This window comes from Streptococcus agalactiae (assembly GCF_949788565.1).
Lineage (GTDB): Bacteria > Bacillota > Bacilli > Lactobacillales > Streptococcaceae > Streptococcus > Streptococcus agalactiae.
The window spans coordinates 561,080-579,557 of sequence record NZ_OX460931.1 but is presented as its reverse complement, the minus strand read 5'-3'; the positions used below and the strand labels follow the sequence as shown (position 1 = coordinate 579,557).

The 18,478-nt window shown below is 33.5% G+C and carries 17 protein-coding genes and 2 pseudogenes; 1 reads left to right on the top strand and 18 read right to left on the bottom strand.

The genetic code is table 11. The features are described from left to right. Window positions 1–2: 2 nt before the first annotated feature. From QOR44_RS03175 to QOR44_RS03105, 15 genes are all read right to left on the bottom strand, one after another. Complete coding sequence (locus QOR44_RS03175; RefSeq protein ID WP_283572662.1) at window positions 3–2,198, bottom strand: beta-ketoacyl-[acyl-carrier-protein] synthase family protein; 2,196 nt, start codon at window positions 2,196–2,198, stop codon at window positions 3–5. Continuing rightward, a complete protein-coding gene (locus tag QOR44_RS03170; protein ID WP_001092618.1) occupies window positions 2,195–3,148 on the bottom strand; it encodes an aminomethyltransferase family protein in 954 nt (317 codons plus the stop codon). The genes QOR44_RS03175 and QOR44_RS03170 overlap by 4 nt, the downstream gene beginning before the upstream one ends. Continuing rightward, the gene (locus QOR44_RS03165) at window positions 3,145–5,148 is read right to left on the bottom strand and encodes a hypothetical protein (protein ID WP_000650746.1); all 2,004 of its coding nucleotides are present in this window, start codon (window positions 5,146–5,148) and stop codon (window positions 3,145–3,147) included. The genes QOR44_RS03170 and QOR44_RS03165 overlap by 4 nt, the downstream gene beginning before the upstream one ends. Beyond that, a complete protein-coding gene (locus QOR44_RS03160) occupies window positions 5,145–6,023 on the bottom strand; it encodes an ABC transporter permease (protein WP_000462408.1) in 879 nt (292 codons plus the stop codon). Before QOR44_RS03160 ends, QOR44_RS03165 begins: the two co-directional genes overlap by 4 nt. Continuing rightward, on the bottom strand, window positions 6,016–6,945 hold the full coding sequence (locus tag QOR44_RS03155) for an ABC transporter ATP-binding protein (RefSeq protein WP_000403526.1): 930 nt from the start codon (window positions 6,943–6,945) through the stop codon (window positions 6,016–6,018). Before QOR44_RS03155 ends, QOR44_RS03160 begins: the two co-directional genes overlap by 8 nt. Beyond that, window positions 6,935–7,411: a 3-hydroxyacyl-ACP dehydratase FabZ gene (fabZ, locus tag QOR44_RS03150; RefSeq protein WP_000164166.1), complete on the bottom strand. Its 477-nt coding sequence runs from the start codon at window positions 7,409–7,411 to the stop codon at window positions 6,935–6,937. Before fabZ ends, QOR44_RS03155 begins: the two co-directional genes overlap by 11 nt. After that, window positions 7,395–7,700, bottom strand: coding sequence for a phosphopantetheine-binding protein (locus tag QOR44_RS03145; protein WP_000611493.1), 306 nt, complete (start codon window positions 7,698–7,700; stop codon window positions 7,395–7,397). The genes fabZ and QOR44_RS03145 overlap by 17 nt, the downstream gene beginning before the upstream one ends. Next, window positions 7,693–8,415, bottom strand: coding sequence for a 3-oxoacyl-ACP reductase FabG (fabG, locus tag QOR44_RS03140; RefSeq protein WP_000861303.1), 723 nt, complete (start codon window positions 8,413–8,415; stop codon window positions 7,693–7,695). The genes QOR44_RS03145 and fabG overlap by 8 nt, the downstream gene beginning before the upstream one ends. Then, window positions 8,412–9,260, bottom strand: coding sequence for a hypothetical protein (locus QOR44_RS03135; RefSeq protein WP_000859501.1), 849 nt, complete (start codon window positions 9,258–9,260; stop codon window positions 8,412–8,414). Before QOR44_RS03135 ends, fabG begins: the two co-directional genes overlap by 4 nt. After that, entirely contained in the window at window positions 9,260–9,565 is a 306-nt protein-coding gene (locus tag QOR44_RS03130; RefSeq protein WP_000533775.1) for a hypothetical protein, read from the bottom strand. Before QOR44_RS03130 ends, QOR44_RS03135 begins: the two co-directional genes overlap by 1 nt. Before the next feature lie 624 nt (window positions 9,566–10,189). After that, window positions 10,190–10,975, bottom strand: coding sequence for an ABC transporter permease (locus QOR44_RS03125; protein WP_000170564.1), 786 nt, complete (start codon window positions 10,973–10,975; stop codon window positions 10,190–10,192). 1 nt (window position 10,976) lies between these two features. After that, window positions 10,977–11,795 carry an ABC transporter permease gene (locus QOR44_RS03120; protein WP_001080088.1) on the bottom strand — a complete coding sequence of 273 codons (819 nt, stop codon included), beginning with the start codon at window positions 11,793–11,795 and terminating at the stop codon, window positions 10,977–10,979. Window positions 11,796–11,797: 2 nt separating this feature from the next. After that, a complete protein-coding gene (locus QOR44_RS03115; RefSeq protein ID WP_000061734.1) occupies window positions 11,798–12,790 on the bottom strand; it encodes an ABC transporter ATP-binding protein in 993 nt (330 codons plus the stop codon). 199 nt (window positions 12,791–12,989) lie between these two features. Next, window positions 12,990–14,141: a serine hydrolase domain-containing protein gene (locus tag QOR44_RS03110; RefSeq protein ID WP_000251790.1), complete on the bottom strand. Its 1,152-nt coding sequence runs from the start codon at window positions 14,139–14,141 to the stop codon at window positions 12,990–12,992. Between the two features lie 60 nt (window positions 14,142–14,201). Continuing rightward, a complete protein-coding gene (locus tag QOR44_RS03105) occupies window positions 14,202–14,471 on the bottom strand; it encodes a hypothetical protein (RefSeq protein ID WP_000254083.1) in 270 nt (89 codons plus the stop codon). On the opposite strand from QOR44_RS03105, the pseudogene QOR44_RS03100 reads away from it, so the two are divergent. Further along, a pseudogene (locus tag QOR44_RS03100) lies at window positions 14,421–14,735 on the top strand (transposase); the annotation flags it as partial. The gene QOR44_RS03105 and the pseudogene QOR44_RS03100 overlap by 51 nt on opposite strands. Window positions 14,736–15,815: 1,080 nt before the next feature. Here the strand turns inward: QOR44_RS03100 and QOR44_RS03095 are convergent. From QOR44_RS03095 to rlmD, 3 genes and pseudogenes are all read right to left on the bottom strand, one after another. After that, entirely contained in the window at window positions 15,816–15,992 is a 177-nt protein-coding gene (locus QOR44_RS03095; RefSeq protein ID WP_000557949.1) for a hypothetical protein, read from the bottom strand. Window positions 15,993–16,482: 490 nt separating this feature from the next. Then, a pseudogene (locus QOR44_RS03090) lies at window positions 16,483–16,855 on the bottom strand (phage tail tip lysozyme); the annotation flags it as partial. Window positions 16,856–17,092: 237 nt separating this feature from the next. Then, on the bottom strand, window positions 17,093–18,454 hold the full coding sequence (rlmD, locus tag QOR44_RS03085; protein WP_000902653.1) for a 23S rRNA (uracil(1939)-C(5))-methyltransferase RlmD: 1,362 nt from the start codon (window positions 18,452–18,454) through the stop codon (window positions 17,093–17,095). Window positions 18,455–18,478: the final 24 nt, after the last annotated feature.

Genomic DNA, 18,478 nt, shown 5'->3' with positions numbered 1-18,478 from the left:
TATCACCTTTTTTCAATAATAGCAAAAGAGATACCACCGAAGATCGAATAAGATAGGACTAAATAATAGCCCTTTTCTATACTTTCATTAACAGTATAGTCCAGTTCTTCACCAGCACCATTAGATGAAAATCCAAACTGACCAGAAGCAAGGTTTGGCATATTATAATACTCAGACAAGTTCGCTAAGAAATCATAATCTGAACTAACTGCCTTCTTCCGCTCATTCCAAACGAAACCTTTGATATCTTTTATGGTTAGTCCTAAGTCTGATAATAAATTTTGAAGCGCAGCATCAAAAATAGTCATCACATCTGTGAATGTTTTATGGCTATATTTTAATTGTTTACTACCTAATATTATAGGAGAATTATCCAATGCTTGACGAGAGAGGACTTGTACTGAACAATAATCAGAACCGACAAACATTTGACTATCATAGTTTAATTGTTGCCACCACATAAAACTCATGTCTGTCCACTGATTAGCAGAAACAAGAATCACATAGTCTAGATTATCGTTACGCATCATTTCCTTGGCATATTGTATACCATCAAGCGCTCCACTATTTGTCGAAATGACAGATAAAGGACCTGTTATTTTAAAAATGATAGAAAGCATACCAGCTGCTGCATTCATTACTGTAAACGGGAATCGTGAAGCAGAAACATGTGCATATCCTTCTGTTGTGATTTGCTTTTCAATACCTTCAACAACCTCAACTGGTCCAGAAAGTGTTGTAAATACAATTCCTACTTTTGAAGTATCTTGTTTTTTTAGATTAATATTGCTTTCTATTAGTGCTTGAGCTGTTGTTACGGCAACCATTTTGGAAAAATCATCCATTTTCCTAAATTGTGCTGGGTTGACAGTTTTGGGTGGTCTAGCCCCTTTAAAGCGTAATGCTTCAAAGTCGTTGAAATTACTAGCAACTTTTTCATAGGTTATAGAAAGTGATTCATTCTTAGAAATGGAAGCAACAGATGATAAGATAGCCATTTTAAGATTTTCTCTAGCAGGTAATGTTTCTAGAGGTGAATCTAAAGATGACAATAAGACACCACTATTATTTCCACCAAAAGCAAACGAAAAATTTAAAGCATTTCTTATTGGGTATTCTCTCTTTTGATGATAGACAAAATTTTCTGGAAAACCTTCTATCCCAATCTCATTTTTAGTTGCTGGTACAGTCTGTTCCTCTATTGCCGCTAAACAATTAATCAATTCGATAATACCTGCAGCCCCTAGAGTATGACCCGTTTGCCCCTTGGTACTGCTGATCAATGTCGTTGTCGGGAAAAACTTACCATACATATTTTTTTCCATTTTATCATTAGCTTGAGTACCTGTACCGTGACCGTTAATATAGTCAATCTCACTGTAGTCAATACCTGCTTGAGTCACTAGCTGCTTTGCAATCTGTGCCGCCCCTTCACCTGTTGGCTTAGGTGCTGTTATATGATAACCATCTGAAGTAATAAGACCACCGATAATTTTTCCATATTTAGCTAAGGACTGATCTTTGACAAGAACAACAAAACCAGCGCCCTCACCCAAATTGATTCCTTTTCCAGAAGAATAGGGCTGACATGCCATTTCTGTATTAATAGCTCCTAGTGATGTGAAGCCTGCTAAAGAAATATCACTTAACTCATCACAGCCACCACAAATAGCTAAATCACAATCGCCATCTTGAAGTAATTGTGTTCCTAATATTACGGCATTATTACTTGCAGAACAGGCGGTTGAAATAACATACGAAGCTCCCACAATATCATGATAAGCCATCAATTCATCAGCAATATGGTAAACAGATGCTTTTTCTAATAAACTAGCATCTACTTGACGCTCTCCTTCTTCAAATTGATACAAGGCATTTTGACCAGCACTCTTTCCCCCAAGTGAGGTCCCTAAACACACAGCAATATTATGATAAGCTTTTAAATTAACACCTGAAGAAGCAAGAGCCTCTTCAAAAGCGGTAAAAGCAAATTTAAAATTACGTGTCTCATCTTTGTATTGCTCAGGAACCTCTGGGTCACTAGTTATGCTTCCTGTATAAGATTCTAAAATAGAGTCGTGATTTTTATATAAATGTTTAGAAATTCCTTCTTTTAAGTCGAAGAGATGCTGTTTATGCTCGCTATAATTCTTTCCCAAAGAAGAAATAATTCCTATTCCACTAACATATACGCTCATTCTTTGTTCCAACTTTCTGGGATACAATAAGGGCTTGATTGTGTTTTCAAAATTTGGCCATCTTCTGTTACAAAAGTAACTCCTGAATGAGCATATGTTTGGTTAACAATCATCAAACCTAGGTAATTTTCCGAAGAGTCTTTCTCGTCTGCTATCCAAAAAATCTTTCCAACAATTTGGTCATCAAATAGCACTGGTGTTCCTGAAGCGAGTTTTTCCTTCGTTGAGAATCCAACACTTTTAACTGTTGCTGATCTGATGTGCTCTAACAAGCTATCGCGACCTCTAAATTCTTCCTTTGTGAAATCTAGATTCCAAGAATAACCTATTTCATATAAAGAATATTCTTCTTGTTGATAAATATCAGTAATGGGTTGTCCCACTTCAAACCTTAAATATCTATCAAGTTCATCCCCATACTCTGCTATACCTTCACAGACATCCGAAACAAAAGTAGCAAAAATAGAAGATGGTAGGAAAAATTGATAGCCAAATTCTCCAGAAAAACCAAATCTAGCAAGATAACCTTTCTCACCTTTATAAGTCATCTCTATCAAAGTACGAAAATTAAGTGTTGAAATATCATATTCATAAAATGACTGAGCAATTTCTCCCGAATATCTTCCTTCAATTTGCAGCATTTTATACTCGTCAGAAATATCTGTTACGGTATAGTCAAAATTGATGTTGTCTAAATAAGAATCCAAAGCTTTATGACTAGCCAACCAATATTTATCATCAAATTTGTAGAAAGTCACATCATCATAAACTGTTCCATCTTCATTGAGTAAAAAAGTGTAGCCACAAGTATCTGTATCTGCAAATACAATATTCTTAGGAATCACAAGGTCTAAGGCTTCTTCACATTCTTCACCAGTAATTTCATATAAATACCCCTCATAAACTTTATAACCTTTATCTGTTCTCAATGTATTATAAATAGTATTCATTTTTCTTCACACTTTCTATATTCTGTAATGCTCACATTTGTAGCATAAGGTGAGTTCCTTTTAAACATGCACCTTATTTTTAAATGATTGTTCTCTTTGTAAGAATAAAATATTCCATTTTTAGCAGAAATTAGTATATATTTATCATCGCTAGCTACATACAATACTAATTGTTGACTATTTTCCAAAACATAGGATTTATTATCATATTTGACATGTTCCCCTTGGCGGATTTGGACAAACTTTCCTCTAATTCGATAATCAAAAGAAATAGAATATAATTCACTGTCTCTTGGAATTTCATTCTTAGGCAAAACAATCTGATTATAGGCTAAAACCAGTTTGTGACTAGGATAATGCTTTCTGTTAGCTATCATTCTCTTGATGCCATAATCCTTCTCTTCTTCTAATGTTAGGTTAGAGATATGTTTTAAAAGGTCAGTTGCTGACGCTTGGTAGTTGCTGTCCCATATTGGCTGTTTTTTTAGATTGATTAACGCCTCCTCCGATGATGCTTGTGAAATCCTAAAATGATAAGTCAGTGGAAAAGAAAGGCTATCTGTATCAATAAGACATAAGGGTCTAAATTGCATTTGATTGCTGGCTTTGCCAGGAGGAGAATAGGAAATCATTTTATCTTCATTCGGGAGGTAATAATGGAATTGTCTATCTTCAAACTTATCTGCTCGAAGAAAATCATCATGCTCAATCGGGTAACTTCCTGGAACATTCACAAGATAACCTTCACTATCTCTAATCAACTGCTCTTGGCAGTGTAACTTGAAAGTCTGTTTCAATAATTTTGGGAACATCTCTTTAGCCTTTTGATTACATTTATAAACACAAGTGATTTCTTCGTCACTTGTAAATGTCATGATTTTCTCAATTAAAGCACCTTGATAGAAACATTTGATTGTAATGTGATTTTCTTCTTCTTTTACAACTAATTTCTTGTCCAAAGGTTGGCTAAAAATCAAAAAACTATCTTCAAGTATCTTTCTTTTCTGCTTTTCAAAAATAAGGCTGCCATTTGGAGAGATAAGTAAATCATAACCTTGAAAAGTTCTCTTAAGACAAATAGTTGCATCTCTATAATGCTTTTTTCGACGTTCCAGTTGAACATCGATATTACCATAAAGGGTTTCCACAGTTGCTTGAATGTAATAATAATTGGCAAAACGACTTAAAGTTAGGCTAGGGTGAGCCCTCGTTAAGTTTGCCAAGTGATATTTTCCAGTTTTAACCCGAACCCTCTTTACTTGTTCCGATAAAAAGTCAACTTGTAAAACATAACGGTTATCTAACCTAGCAATTTCCATTTGAAACAAGCTCATTTTTAAATAATAAGGAAGTGAAGCACTGTCTTCTGCTTTAAATAATATTTCTTCATCAGAGACTTTGGTCCTAATTTCTGTCTCCTCTTCCAAGGGATTTTCAATTTCCTCCATAATTTGAAAAGTTGATATGTCGTATGTTTTACCATAATAATTCGAAATACGAAACGTATTCAATATCTTAGGGAGGTGACTACGCAATGATCGACAATGCAGTATGTCTTCATATGTCTTATCATACTCTTTGAAGCCATTCAATTTTGATAAAGCTAAGGAGGGTTTATTGTAGTTACTGATTTCGGTATAGATATTAGAAAACTTCAGTTTTGTTATCTTCTTTAAGATAGTTTTATATAGATAAGTGATTGCCTGTCCACTACGACTTTTCGAATCAATTAAAAGAAAACCACTAAAGCTACTATTCCAATCTAAACAACCATAGGTAATAAATTTAAAGAAAGCTGATGTTCCAATCAAAACACCATGATTTTTCAGTAAAAATAAATGTGTCACTTCTTTAACTTTTAACGTTAAATCAAGGTCATCAACAGTTAAAGGCCTACCGTCTGGAAATTGATAAACATGATTCCTATTAAATAAATGAACCACTTCAGAATAATCTTCTAAGGAAGCTTCAGAAATCTTTAATTTATTATCATCTTTCATTTTTTAACCTTTTTAATAATAAAATGAATTGCCAATAAAATAAGAATGAGGGCAATGATATAAATCAACATAAAGTGATTACTCAGCCTTTCTCCATCAGCATTACGCAAAACAACACCATATGATTCTTTATAGTTAGAGACAGTGGCTTCGTTGGCTTTGTCAAATACCTTCGCAATAGAACCCTTCATTAAGACCTGTTTCAAAAGAGAATTGATTTGAGTCAATGGAAACCATGTCATAACCTGTTGTAATGCTTTTCCTACCGAGCCAATTGAGAGATATACTCCTGAAATAAAACCAATAAAAGTCCCTACAATTGTGCTAAGAGTCGTAAAAGCTGAACTAGTATGAATAAAGGCTAAAATAGGTAAAATCATCGCCGCAGATAAAACAGTCCCTAAGGAAACGATCCCTAAAATAGTTAAATAATCCATAGCTGAATACTCTAGCAAGGAATTAAAGCCGTTAAAAATACCGATAGCAAAGATGCAAGAGAACATCGTCATGACAATACCAAATAAAACGGCAAATATAGCATAGGACAATTCAATTTTGATATTTGATATAGGACTGACCTTAAAATCTTCATTTAATTTTTTTTCTTTGTCGGACACCATAACTCCAAAGGCACCTAATGTACTAGTCATTGAAATAATAGTCGTCAAACCTGCAATGAGCCAATAATTAACCATGTGAATAGTATCACTGGATACTGTATTACTCCTCAATGCTGCTTTTATAGCATCTAATTGAATTTTTCCCAAGAAAATCTGATAGACCAAAATTAAGATAATAACTGATAAAAAAGACATGAAAAACGCTAACCGATCTCGCGTGTAAACTTTACGATTTCTAGAAATTAGTTCAAACATTGTTTTTCCTTTCTTTTTCTCTAAGCAAGTTGAGATACGCCGCCTCTAAGTTCGAATATTCAACATTAAATGTCTCAATAATAGATTTATCTTGATTGTCTGAGATAACCTGCATCATTTCCTCAACAGAAATATCCTTAAATACTATCTCCCTTTCTGAAAGGACTTGACATTTATTAACAAAATCAGCTATCGAAAGTTGGTCTAATGACTTTTCTGGTTTCAATACCACATTCAAGTTTGTTGTGGAATGTTGCTCAATAAAGCTTTTAATATCTCCCGAATAATAAATGTTTCCTTCAATAAGAACATTTAAAACATCACAAGCAGACATTTCTTCAAGATAATGAGTAATTAGTACAACTGTCATCTGCGATTGTTGATTTAGTTGTGCGATAGCATCCCATAAATCGCGACGAGATTGAGGGTCTAAACCAGTCGTTGGTTCATCTAATAATAATAGAGAAGGTTGTGGCAGCAAGGCGCGTGCAATATCAACTTTTCGTTTTTGACCTCCTGATAAACTGCCATATTTTTGTTTTTTTATTGCTGTGATATCTAGATACGTTTGAAGATCTTTAAGGCGATTACGTACTTGTGATTTAGATAAACCGTACAAAGCACCTCTAGAAATTAGATTTTCCTCAACCGTTAAATTATCATCTAAGCGATTACTTTGGAAGACAATACCAATGTGACGATAAAAATCTTTAATAGATAGAGGTTTTCCATCCACCTCCCACTTAATATCGCCTGACGTTTGCTTAAAATTTTGAATTAAAAGGTTAAATAAAGTTGTTTTACCAGCTCCATTAGGTCCAAGAAGGCCATAAAATTTTCCCTCTTCAAAGATGAGATTAATGTCTCTCAATGCTTCAAAAGAACCATATTTTTTTCCAATATTTTTGAGTTTAATTTCCATTTTCTGATACCAACATCCTTCCTGAGGCAACCTCTTTTTTATTCTCATCTCTAATAACGACTTGAATTTCTAAAAGATGCCCCAATTTTGATTGAGATTTACATGTAATGTTTAGCTGGTCTCCTGGAGTAACAATTTTCTTGAATTTGAAATTCTTCACACTGGCTAAATAACCTACTTTTTCTGCTATTTTCTCTGCTGTTAATTCATCAAGAGAGGGGAGGCTACCATCAAGTGCATCTAAAATATAAAGTAAAGCTGCAGATTGAGCTGCCATCTCAATCATCAAAACACCCGGAACTATAGGACGTTGTGGAAAATGTCCTTGAAAGTAAGGTTCGTTGATAGTAATATTCTTACGACATTCAATGATACCTTTTTTATAACTCTGCACTCTATCCACCATTAGAAACGGATAGCGATGAGGTAACATTTTTATAATTTCTTCACTACTTAGCTTGGTCATCTATATCCTCACTATTTTCAATCACAAAATCTGCTAGTCTATTTACTGATGATAATATTGAAATATCATCATCATTTAGTTCAACACCAAACGTTGTTGAAATCCCTATTGACAGTTCTAGGGCATCAATAGAGTCTAGCTCTAATCCACGACCAAATAATGGTTGATCATTCATAATCAGATCTTTATCAATATCCAACATTAAAGAGTCAATCAAAATACCTTTAATTTCATCAACTACTTCTTGACGTGTTTTTATTATTTTACGTTCTTCAGCCCAGTTAATCATTAATCATTCCTCCATCAATCACAATATTTTTTCCTGTAATATAGTTTGCCTTCTCACTTGCTAAAAAGCTTACGAGCCAAGCCACCTCTTCAGGTTGTCCAAACCTTTTTAGAGGAATAAGATGCTCTTTTAGCTCTTCTTTATTTTGCAATTCATTTGTCATATCTGTTTCAATGAATCCTGGACTTACACAATTAATCGTAATACCATCTGATGCAAATTCTTTCGCTAGAGTTTTAGTAATGGAAATGATAGCGCCTTTCGTTGCTGAATAGTTCGCTTGCCCTATCTGCCCTGCTATACCACTAGTTGAAGAAATATTGATAACCTTTCCCTGTATACGCTTAGCCTTCATGATTTTTAACACGGCTTTACTCATGTTAACTAGCCCCATAATATTTATGTTAATGACATCCATCCATTTTTCCTTAGACATCATCAAGAAAAAGCCATCTCTAACAATACCAGCATTATTAACTAAACAATCAATACCGCCATATTCTCTAAAAATTTTAGTCACCAATTTTTGTACTGCTTTTGCATCTGAAATATTGCATTTATAAACGTCTAATTTTGGTAACTCCTCTTGTAAAGCTCTTGCCTTAGCATCATTGCTATTATAAATAGCAATGACTTTGTAACCTTCTTTGTATAACTCTTTTGTAATAGCCCTTCCAATTCCTCTGGTACCACCAGTAACTATTGCTACTTTCATAACTGTTTCCTCCCCCTCTTTTTCATTTTTTGCAACTGACTAGAAATAAACCTATTAGGAGAAATATCAATAATCTCCGCATCCTTTTCTATGATAGTTTCCTTAATCGCACGCCAGTTAAAGAGATTGGTCCACTGATATAAAATTTCATCTACCAATTGATCACAATGAAAAATATAGTCATAGTCATCATTTTGCGAAATATCTAGGCTTTCAATCAATTGTTTATACTGCTCTTTAGATTCATTTAAAAAATCAGTATGATATGGTGCTTTTACGCCTAACTGCTTTAATTTATAAAAATAACCTTTGTTAGTCATCACGTCATCAAAGAAAGAACGGTTGACTTGATCCATAGCAATTACACCAGCTCTATCATCAGTAATAATAGCTAATTTTACTTTCTCAGACTGTTCTTTTAAAACATCCTTACTAAACATATCAATGTTTTCAACCATCAAAAGCCAAAGCTCTTCAGACACATGACAATTTTCTATAAGTTGGGCACGACGTTTAATAAAGTGAATAATGTTTTCAAAACTAGTACTACCACTAGCATATAACACATTGAAAATACCGGCGCTATGAGCTGAAAATCCTATCCCAGATACTATTTTTTCATCGTTTGTTAGCCAATCATTATATAAAAAATTTGCTAACATAGACGCATGAACATTGTCTAAACTTACCTTGTGGTTAATGACATCCATCATTAACTGATATGATTCTAAATCAGTTGCTTGTAACTTTGAAAAAAGAATTTCACCTTTTGGAGTTTTAACTAGTTGACAAAGGTGTTTTGACTGAACATTACCCTGTCCTCCATATATTATTACTGTTTTCATTATTCAATCCTTTCCATTAATAGTATTGGCATGTTATAATCAACGACACTGCCATCAGCACAGTACTTCTTGATTACTTTGATATCCCCATAACTTTTATATTCATAAGAAATTCCTAAGGTTATAACTTCCAACAAGGTTTCTCCCTTATGATATACACCACCTTCCGTAAGAAACTCAGAATACCTAATATTTCCAACCAGTTGGACTACTAATAGTAACTTGTCTTTAAGCCGCGTTTTATACAAGCCACATTGATTATCAGAACATTGTTCACACCTACTCAAAATATTAGAACGTCCCATATTATCACCTTCAACTAATCATCTTCGCTCTGATATCAGTACTGTTGGAAAATAAAATATTTCTAAACATCTACTTCAAACACTACTATGGACAAGCCGTGCATTGCCTTTCTTATGTTTTCTTCCTTTCTGTGTCGTCTGAAACTCTTTAAAATGAGGTCATGACTTAAGTGTTGAATTCACAAAATCATGAGTAAAACACTGCTATAAACATTAGTTTAAATTTAAAATAAACATTATAAAAATTAATTATAAATTCACACTCTAATTAAAATATCATTATTATGTTAAAATAGTAACAAAGTATTTCATCTTTGTCAACACTTTCATAAATGACATCTGCTTTTTGCTTACCTTTTATAGACCAAAAAACGCTCTTAGAAAGCACATCTAAGAGCGTTTTTAACTTTATTTTGGTAAAGATATGGTAATTATTGTTCTATGAGGGACATTATTCTCAACACTAATAGTCCCTCTTCACCTGATATACTCCCCTTATAGTGGACAGTAAAAAAACAAAAATTCACTAGACACTATAAGGGGAGTATATCATCACTAACAAAGCTAAGTTAGTAAGCCTAAAACTTCTAAACACTCAAAAAAATTAATGGCTTGCCTTACTAATCAAGAACCCGCACTCTCATATACTTCTACTCCTTTATGCCAAAGTATTAGTGATACCATAAAAGAAATCAAGGAAATCAAGATAACCCCACCAATATTAAAATAGACATTTCTATCTTGTAAGAAGTAAGCAGCGGGATAATAAGCTGTAAAAGCAAATGGAATGACAAAACTAATGATCCAACGCAATAGATTATTATATATTGCGACAGGATACTTAGCAAAGTCATTAAACATATAAAAAATATAGATAACAGCACCAGATTGTTTGGTCCAAAAAGCGATACTTGACGTAGCAATCTTCAAGGAGGTATAAATCAAAGTTGCAAAGGGGATAATAAATATAAATAATAATACTTTTGGCACGGTCCAGCTTATACTAGATACTGTGGTAGATAACAGAATAAAACCAACCAATAACTCCCCCAATGCATCTACTTGAAAGGTTTCAACTAGGACATGAAATAAAGGACTGATCGGCCTGGTTAAATACTTATCAAATTCTCCTTTTCGAATAAGCCTTTGACCAAGAGCCCACAAGTTATCAAAGAAAAGGTGATCAATTCCTTTTGGGAGGAGAGAAAAACCATAAATAAAAGCTATTTGCTGAAAAGTCCATCCTTCTAAAGAAGGGATATGTTGAAAAAGAACATTCAGAAATAAAAGATTTAGCCCTTGTGTTAAAAATACTCCTAAAACGCCTACAAAAAAGTCTATTTTATACTCCATGATTTGCTTCATGTATTGTTTAATAAAAATAAAGTGCATTCGCTGATATTTTGTCATCTCAACCTCCTTGGATAGTGATATGCGACTGTACTTTTTTCCATATTAATTGAGATAAAGCTACCATTACTATTAGCCAAAATATTTGTAAAAGTAAGGCTTGCACAATTTGACTGCCATCATATTTACCAATAATAATCATTACTGGTGTGTAAATTAAAGATGAAAATGGTAAAAATCCTAAAATATCAGCAACGATTTTCGGAAAAAAAGTAAGAGGAATCAAGCTCCCCGACATAAATGCGACTAACGAATTTTTTAACAGGTTTGACCCCCATAAATTTTTAAAAACAAATGCCGAGAAGCCAAAACAAATATTAAAAAAGAAGTTAATCAAAAAAGCTAAAATAATGCTAATAATATAAAATACCACTAACACTATAGCTTGAATCAAATCAGTCCCCAAGAAGAGGCGTACCCCCGTAATAACAAGCAAAAACGGTACCCCTATACTTAAAAAGATGAGCCATCTAGAACCAATCTCCATGAAAAGGTAGGAAGCAGCAAAGTGAACTGGACGTAAGAGTCGCATAATAATTGAACCGTCTTTTACTTCGTCACCTATCATAAATGAACTATCAGTTCTTGTTAATAAATTAGTCACAAAACTCATAATAATATAGAGAATCATATCTGACAGCTGAAAACCTTGGATTAAGGATTGACTTGAGGAATCGAAAACTGCTTTCCATAGATAAAATGCAACAAATGCTCCTATCACATCACCTATCCTATAAAGGATGAAATCAACACGATATGTGATTAATCCTTGGATTCCTGTACTAATAAAAGGTTTATAACGTCTCCAAATTCTGTTCATCCTTATAGCTCATTTCTATAGAAGCGACGAATGATATCTTCAATATCCGCATCTGTCATTTTAAGGTCACGTACAGAAAAATCTGCTAATGTCTGCTGAATTATGTCAGCAGTTTGGTAGCGAGAACTATCATACTGAATATCTAAAACTAAGTCATTACGTTTAATATTAATCTCCGACTTTCCAATTAAACTAGAGCTGATATGCTCTTGTCCTGGGCGCAAATCAAAAGAAAGAGTTTTCATCTTTCCAAATGTCTCTTTTAGCTGAGAAACTGTGCCATCAAATATTTCTTGTCCTCTATCAATCATAAAAATACGATGACAAAGTTGTTCAATATCACTGAGGTCATGTGTCGTTAGTAAAATCGTTGTCTCTTCTTCTTGATTAATTTGTGTGATTGCACGTCGGATATTATCTTTCACTGAAACGTCCAAGCCAATGGTGGGTTCATCTAAGAAAAGAACCTTTGGGTTATGTAATAAAGAAGCTGCGATATCCGCTCTCATACGCTGTCCGAGAGACAAAGTTCTAACAGGATCCTTTATAAAGTCATTTAGTTCCAAAACCTCATTTAAAAAAGCCATGCGTTTGCGAAATTCTTTATCAGGAACGTCATAGATTTCTTTTAACACTGTATAGGTTTCTTGTAGAGCTAAATCCCACCACAACTGCGTACGTTGCCCAAAAACGACTCCAATATCCTTAACATAATTTTGTCGGTTTTCTTGTGGCAATTTGCCATCAATACGGCAAAAGCCCGAAGTTGGTTTTAAAATCCCAGTTAACATTTTAATTGTTGTAGATTTTCCTGCACCGTTCGCTCCAATAAATCCCAAAATTTGTCCTTTAGGCACATCAAATGTTAAATCTTTAACAGCTTCAAAGGTGTGTTTTTCAGGACGAAGAAATGATTGAAATGCTCCTTTTAACCCTGGTGCTTTAACGGTTTTTATAAAATTTTTCTGAAGGTGAGAAACTTCAATCATTGACATATTAATACCTCTTTTACTCAACAGTATTTTTATAGCTTAAATCAGCTCGACAGTTAGATTATTAAACTATAATAATGATTAACAGCTATTTATTATAGCACAATTAAAAATTCAATGCAAACGTTTTCTTAGATGGTGTTACTGCTTAATATTGAATAAAAAAGAAGGCCAACTTAGCCTTCTTTTTTATTCATGTGATTTAGAGACGTTTCTTATACCTTCTTTTCCTAAACGAATGACGTATTAAAAGCATTAAAAAGAAAGAAAATACAAAGTAAAAGACTAAGTGGAAAATCTTATTAAGGAACATAAATTTTTGATAATATTCAAATGCTTTTGGTGCCACGTGACTAGCATCACTATAGACTTTGTTATTCATAAAAAGCACCATTGTATCATGCGTCTTTAGATCTGCATAACCAAAACTTGAATACTGGAAAAAGGCCCCATTAGAATTAACTATACGACCATGCATGTAAAGCCCACCATAATAATGTGATATCGCATCATTTTGATGTTTGGTATATTCATCCGTTGGGAAAAAGTACCCTTTAGAAAAAGACCGCATCAACACCCAAAAGTTCAGCGGAGTTGTGAAAAAATCTCCAGCTCCATATGCTGTGGATACTTGATTAAAGATATTAATTTTATTTAACTTGCCGTTCTTTCGCATTGGGCTAACTAAGTCATGATTAACAACTGATTGGTAACTTTGGGTATCATCTAATCGCAAAGGATTTTTTATCACATCATCAACAAGTTCAGCGTAGGTCCTTCCCGTAACTTGAGTGGCTATACCTGTTAGGAAACTAAAGTTGATATTAGAATAATACCACGATTTCTTATTAACAAAGTTATAGTGTTTTAAGCAAAATTGTAATTGTTCTCTCTCATTTTTTAGATAAGGAGACACCTTAACACCTTTTTCTCTTAACCCACTCGTATGGGTCAACAATTGGTGGATGGTAATACTATTACTACCTTTTACTTGGGGAAAGAACTGAGACAATCGGTCGTCTTCACTCAAGACATCTTGATCAATTAATCTTTGGATAATAATTCCTGTCATGAGTTTTTGGAGAGAAGCCATTGGAAATAATTTATTATTTTCAATATCCGTTTCAACTTCCCCACGGTTAATCCCATGCGAGATGGTAATCGGTTTACCAGTATTATCGCTAACAATCATCATTCCATTAACATTATTTTTTCGCATAAAGCGATGCAATAAAATCGGTGTAATATTCCCTTTATTTTCTGGAATAAAAAAGAAACATGCCACTGAAATACCGGTGGCGATTACTGCTATAAGAAAGAGAGATAGGAGCGATTTTAAAAATTTACGTACCATAAATAACCTCCTTAATATCATAACACAGGGCTAAATTATTTCAAAGACATTTTATATATTCTAGCAAAAAATATGTTCGTCGCTAATATTATTTTCAACTCCTATCATTGCTACCTCAATATTTCCTTTTAGATTCTCACTATGATCTTGATAGTTATAACTCTTCTGATAAGTACGGATTCCTAAAAAAACTTGGTAATTATCTTCAGTCACTTTAGCCTTCTCAAAATTTTCTGTTTCAAGATAAGAAGATATCGCTTCTCTATAAAAAACATTATGAAACTCTATCAACTCCTCCTGCTTTACTTTCAAGAGAAGCAAGCTCACCATTTCTTTACCCTGTTTAAAACACTTTCTCTAGTGTCACTCCAATCTTTTAAACTGTTTTTAGGACATTTTTTAAAGACAGAGATAAGGTTATCAATGTCCTTGAATCGCCTTATTCAAACACCAAACTTGAGCAACCAATAATCTCATCAAAATCATCAAGCACAAACATTTAGCTTTAGAAACTTTGAATATTTTAAAAAGAGAATTCATATCACTTTGAATATCAAAAAGGAGAAAACCAATTTGGTTTTCTCCAGAATATAATTTTTCATCAACCCACTACAGTTGACAAAGAGCCAAAAAACAAGGAATCAATCAAGAAATTTTGATTGATTCCTCGTTTTATGCTTATATGAGATACTTTAAACAAATTTTTTCAATGAGATCCAACTATCTAGTGACTCCTCGATATCCTTTTATATCTCTCACGATAGCTTTGAGGAGTAAGTACTATTCCATTCGTTTTACCTATAATTTCACCAAATGCATACATACCATATCCTATATAACGGCTATCGTTTTAAGAACAATTTATTTATGTTGGCAGAAAATAATAATAGGAAGCAGAAAAATCCAATAATATTCAAGAGAAAAAGTATAGGTGATAGCTCTCTAAAAAAATTTGATATTGAAACTATAAGAAACCCTGTAGATACGATAGTTGAAACAACCTTTTTCTTATCCATATTAATAACCACCCCTTAAAACAATTTCATATCCTATATACTTTGTACGCATAACGAATCCCTCCTAAATTATTTTTTTGTCTGTTGCAACCCTGACAAGTTAGTGTAGCACGAAAAAACGATTATATTCTCAAAATCTTATCTTCTAGCTGCTCAACTTCTTCTTCAATACGAGGGTCTTCATCATTCTTAGTGTTAAATAAAGCGAGATTGGATCAACCAGTGTCACGTTAGCCTCTCCAAGCTATTTATTTTTCTAGTAATCAAAGGGATTGGTTCATAATTCCAAATCTCTAGCCGATGACTTTGAAGGATGTATAGTTGAAGACTTGATTCGAAACTTTTGTATCTTTTCCTTGAAATAGTATAGTCTCCGTATTTTTCCGAATCATCAAGCAAGCCTAGATATGATAAGTCTTTAAAATAAGTCGGTTAAAATAATAGCTCTTGTTTTAATTTTTGAAAATCCTTATCACTTATAATCAACGCTTCTCTAACTGGACTATCTATTAGATCTTTGGACTCTTCAAATATCATATTTTTTGGCTTCGCAAATTGGTAAGATTTCTGTTTATTATGAAGCCATCCACGCTCTTTAAAATTTCTAAAGCAACAATATAAGTTTTAGAATAGAAAGATCGGTTAGCTGACTTACTTCTTACATATCAATGATTAAACCTTTAGTATGTAATAATAAGGTAATCAATAACTTTTGTTCAGTCGGAGACAACCGATTATCAAGTTCAATTTTTTTAGTTAATTTAGAATATAGAAAACCTAATTGTGGGATAAGAGCATTTTCTTGATAGTCAAAATAAGACTTCCCAACATGCATTAACTTCTCCTTCTGCTGCTCATCAGATAGCTTATTAAAAACTAGAGTAATGCCCATTTCAAACTATTTTTAGATAGCTTGAGCTTGTTTGACAAAGTTATCTAAACGACCTGACCTTTTTTCTTTAACCAAAGGGAGGTGGAATCCTAACAGTTAAGATTGAAAATTCATATCGTCGACGAAAAACAATTAGAAGTTCTAGAACTATTAGCTATATTTGAATTTCAAAATGGAAAGCACTTAGGATACTCTTGATTTTTTAAATATCCATATTTAGCTCCTACTATCATTATATTTGCATCTTATCAAACATAATGATAATATGCAAACTTTTCGATAAAATGGACAAATACGATAATAAATATTTCATTTGTTAGTATATCCTCACTTTACTTGGTCATATAAGCAAAATTCATGGTACTATCTGTAGATGTAATGTGACGAAAGATATAGTTCCGTAGCCTATATACGAACCATAACTACTTTCCTAAAAAGAGAGAATAGTACCTTCTTTTGGAACTGTATCAGTTTCACCATCTAGTCTTTCGGCTGTTCCAACCCAATCCTGACCATTTCCCATTGAACTGGTAATGGTAATCTTCTCACCATTTCAACCTTTGAGTTTCAGTCCCACTGATTAATTCGTGCCGCAACTCCCCAAGTACATTTGCTATAAGCATAACCCATGACATCATTACCGCCCGAAATCGAATCATTACGGACACTTTCTAGTGCCTTTGGATCATTCTGGGCGGTTCCCCTTTTGGTTGACTAAAGCTACGATCGACTTGGTAGTACCACCCCGTTGCGCTGGTTTGGTGTTCAATGAGCTTGTCCCCAGAATTCCCCTCCCAATGGATGAGAACTCGTGAATCCTGTTTTTCCATATATATTTTTCCTCCGTAAACTAAAAAAAGAGAACACTCTAGAAATGTTCTCGTAATGCCAGAAATTTATCTGACGTATCTATTTTTTTGTCTACGCAAGCCACTTCAAAACAAACGGTCACGTCAATATGTTTTTTAATACCTTTTTTATGTTAAAATCACTCTTTTCAATAAAGACAAAATGCTTGAAAAAGTGCTTAAAATAAAGGATTTTTACCCTTTGCTTCGTTGTAGCAACGCTACGCACTCCACATGATGTGTCATTGGGAATAAGTCTACTGGTTGAATTTTTACTAAATGATACCCTAATTCTTCAAATAGTTTGATATCACGCGCCATTGTCGCTGAATTACAAGAAATATAAGTGATTTTATCTGCTTTTGTTTGGGCAGCAGAATATACAAAACTCTCCGTTAATCCTTTTCGTGGTGGATCAACCATTATAACAGTTGGTTTTATACCTTCTTTAAGCCACTTTGCCATTGCATTTTCAGCCGAATCAGCAACATAGGTACTGTTAGTTATCCCATTTCGAGTAGCATTTTCTTTGGCATCACTTACTGCTTTTTCAACAACTTCAACACCATAAACATGTTTTACTTGTTTAGCAACAGATAAGCCAATTGTTCCTATACCTGAATAGGCATCAATAACGATATCCTCTGAGTTTAAATCTGAAAAATCGATTGCTTTTTGGTACAGTTTTTCAGCCATTTCAGTATTAACTTGGTAAAAAGATTGGGCTGATATAGCGTAAGTATTTCCTAACATTTGGTCCTCAATAGTATCAGAACCATATAGAGTACGAAATTCTTTCCCAAAAATAACGTTGCTATTACGATCATTAATATTTTGCATAATTGAAACAACAGAAGGAAAGGCAGACACCAACTTTTCAATCATTTGGTCAATGCGGAATATTTTAGGACGTGTTGTCACCAAAACCAACATTAATTGCCCTGTATAATGTCCTCGACGAACAACGAGATTTCTAATTAAACCAGATTGCTGCTCTTCGTCATATGGTTTAACATCAAATTTTCTTAATAAATCTCGTGTAAAATTAATCAGAGCATCAATCTCTTTTTCCTGAATTAAATAATCTTCAATGGATACCAGAGTATGTGAATTTTTTCTGAAAAAACCTGTCTCTAGCTGTCCATCAACACGACGAACTGGTACCTGAGCTTTATTTCGATATGCCAAAGGGATTGTCATACCAAGAGTAGGTTCTACTAAAACATCAGATATATGAGCAATTTTATAAAGGTTATCAGCTACTTGTTTTTGTTTAAATAACAGCTGTTGTTCATAAGTAAGATGTCCCAAATCAGCAATCCCTGTACGTAAATAGGTATAGTCTAATCCTTCATTTCGGTGAGGAGAAGTCGTTAAATATTCCTCAACTTTTCCATATCCTATACGCTTACGTAATTTCAAGACGCGCATCTTAATAATCTCACCTGGAAGAGCATTTTCAACAAAGAAAACAAAGCCATCTACTTTGGCAATACCCATTCCCTCATGGCTAATGTCGCTAATTTCAGTTTCAATAATATCATTTTTATGTAACATAATTTTCCTTTTATATCTATCATT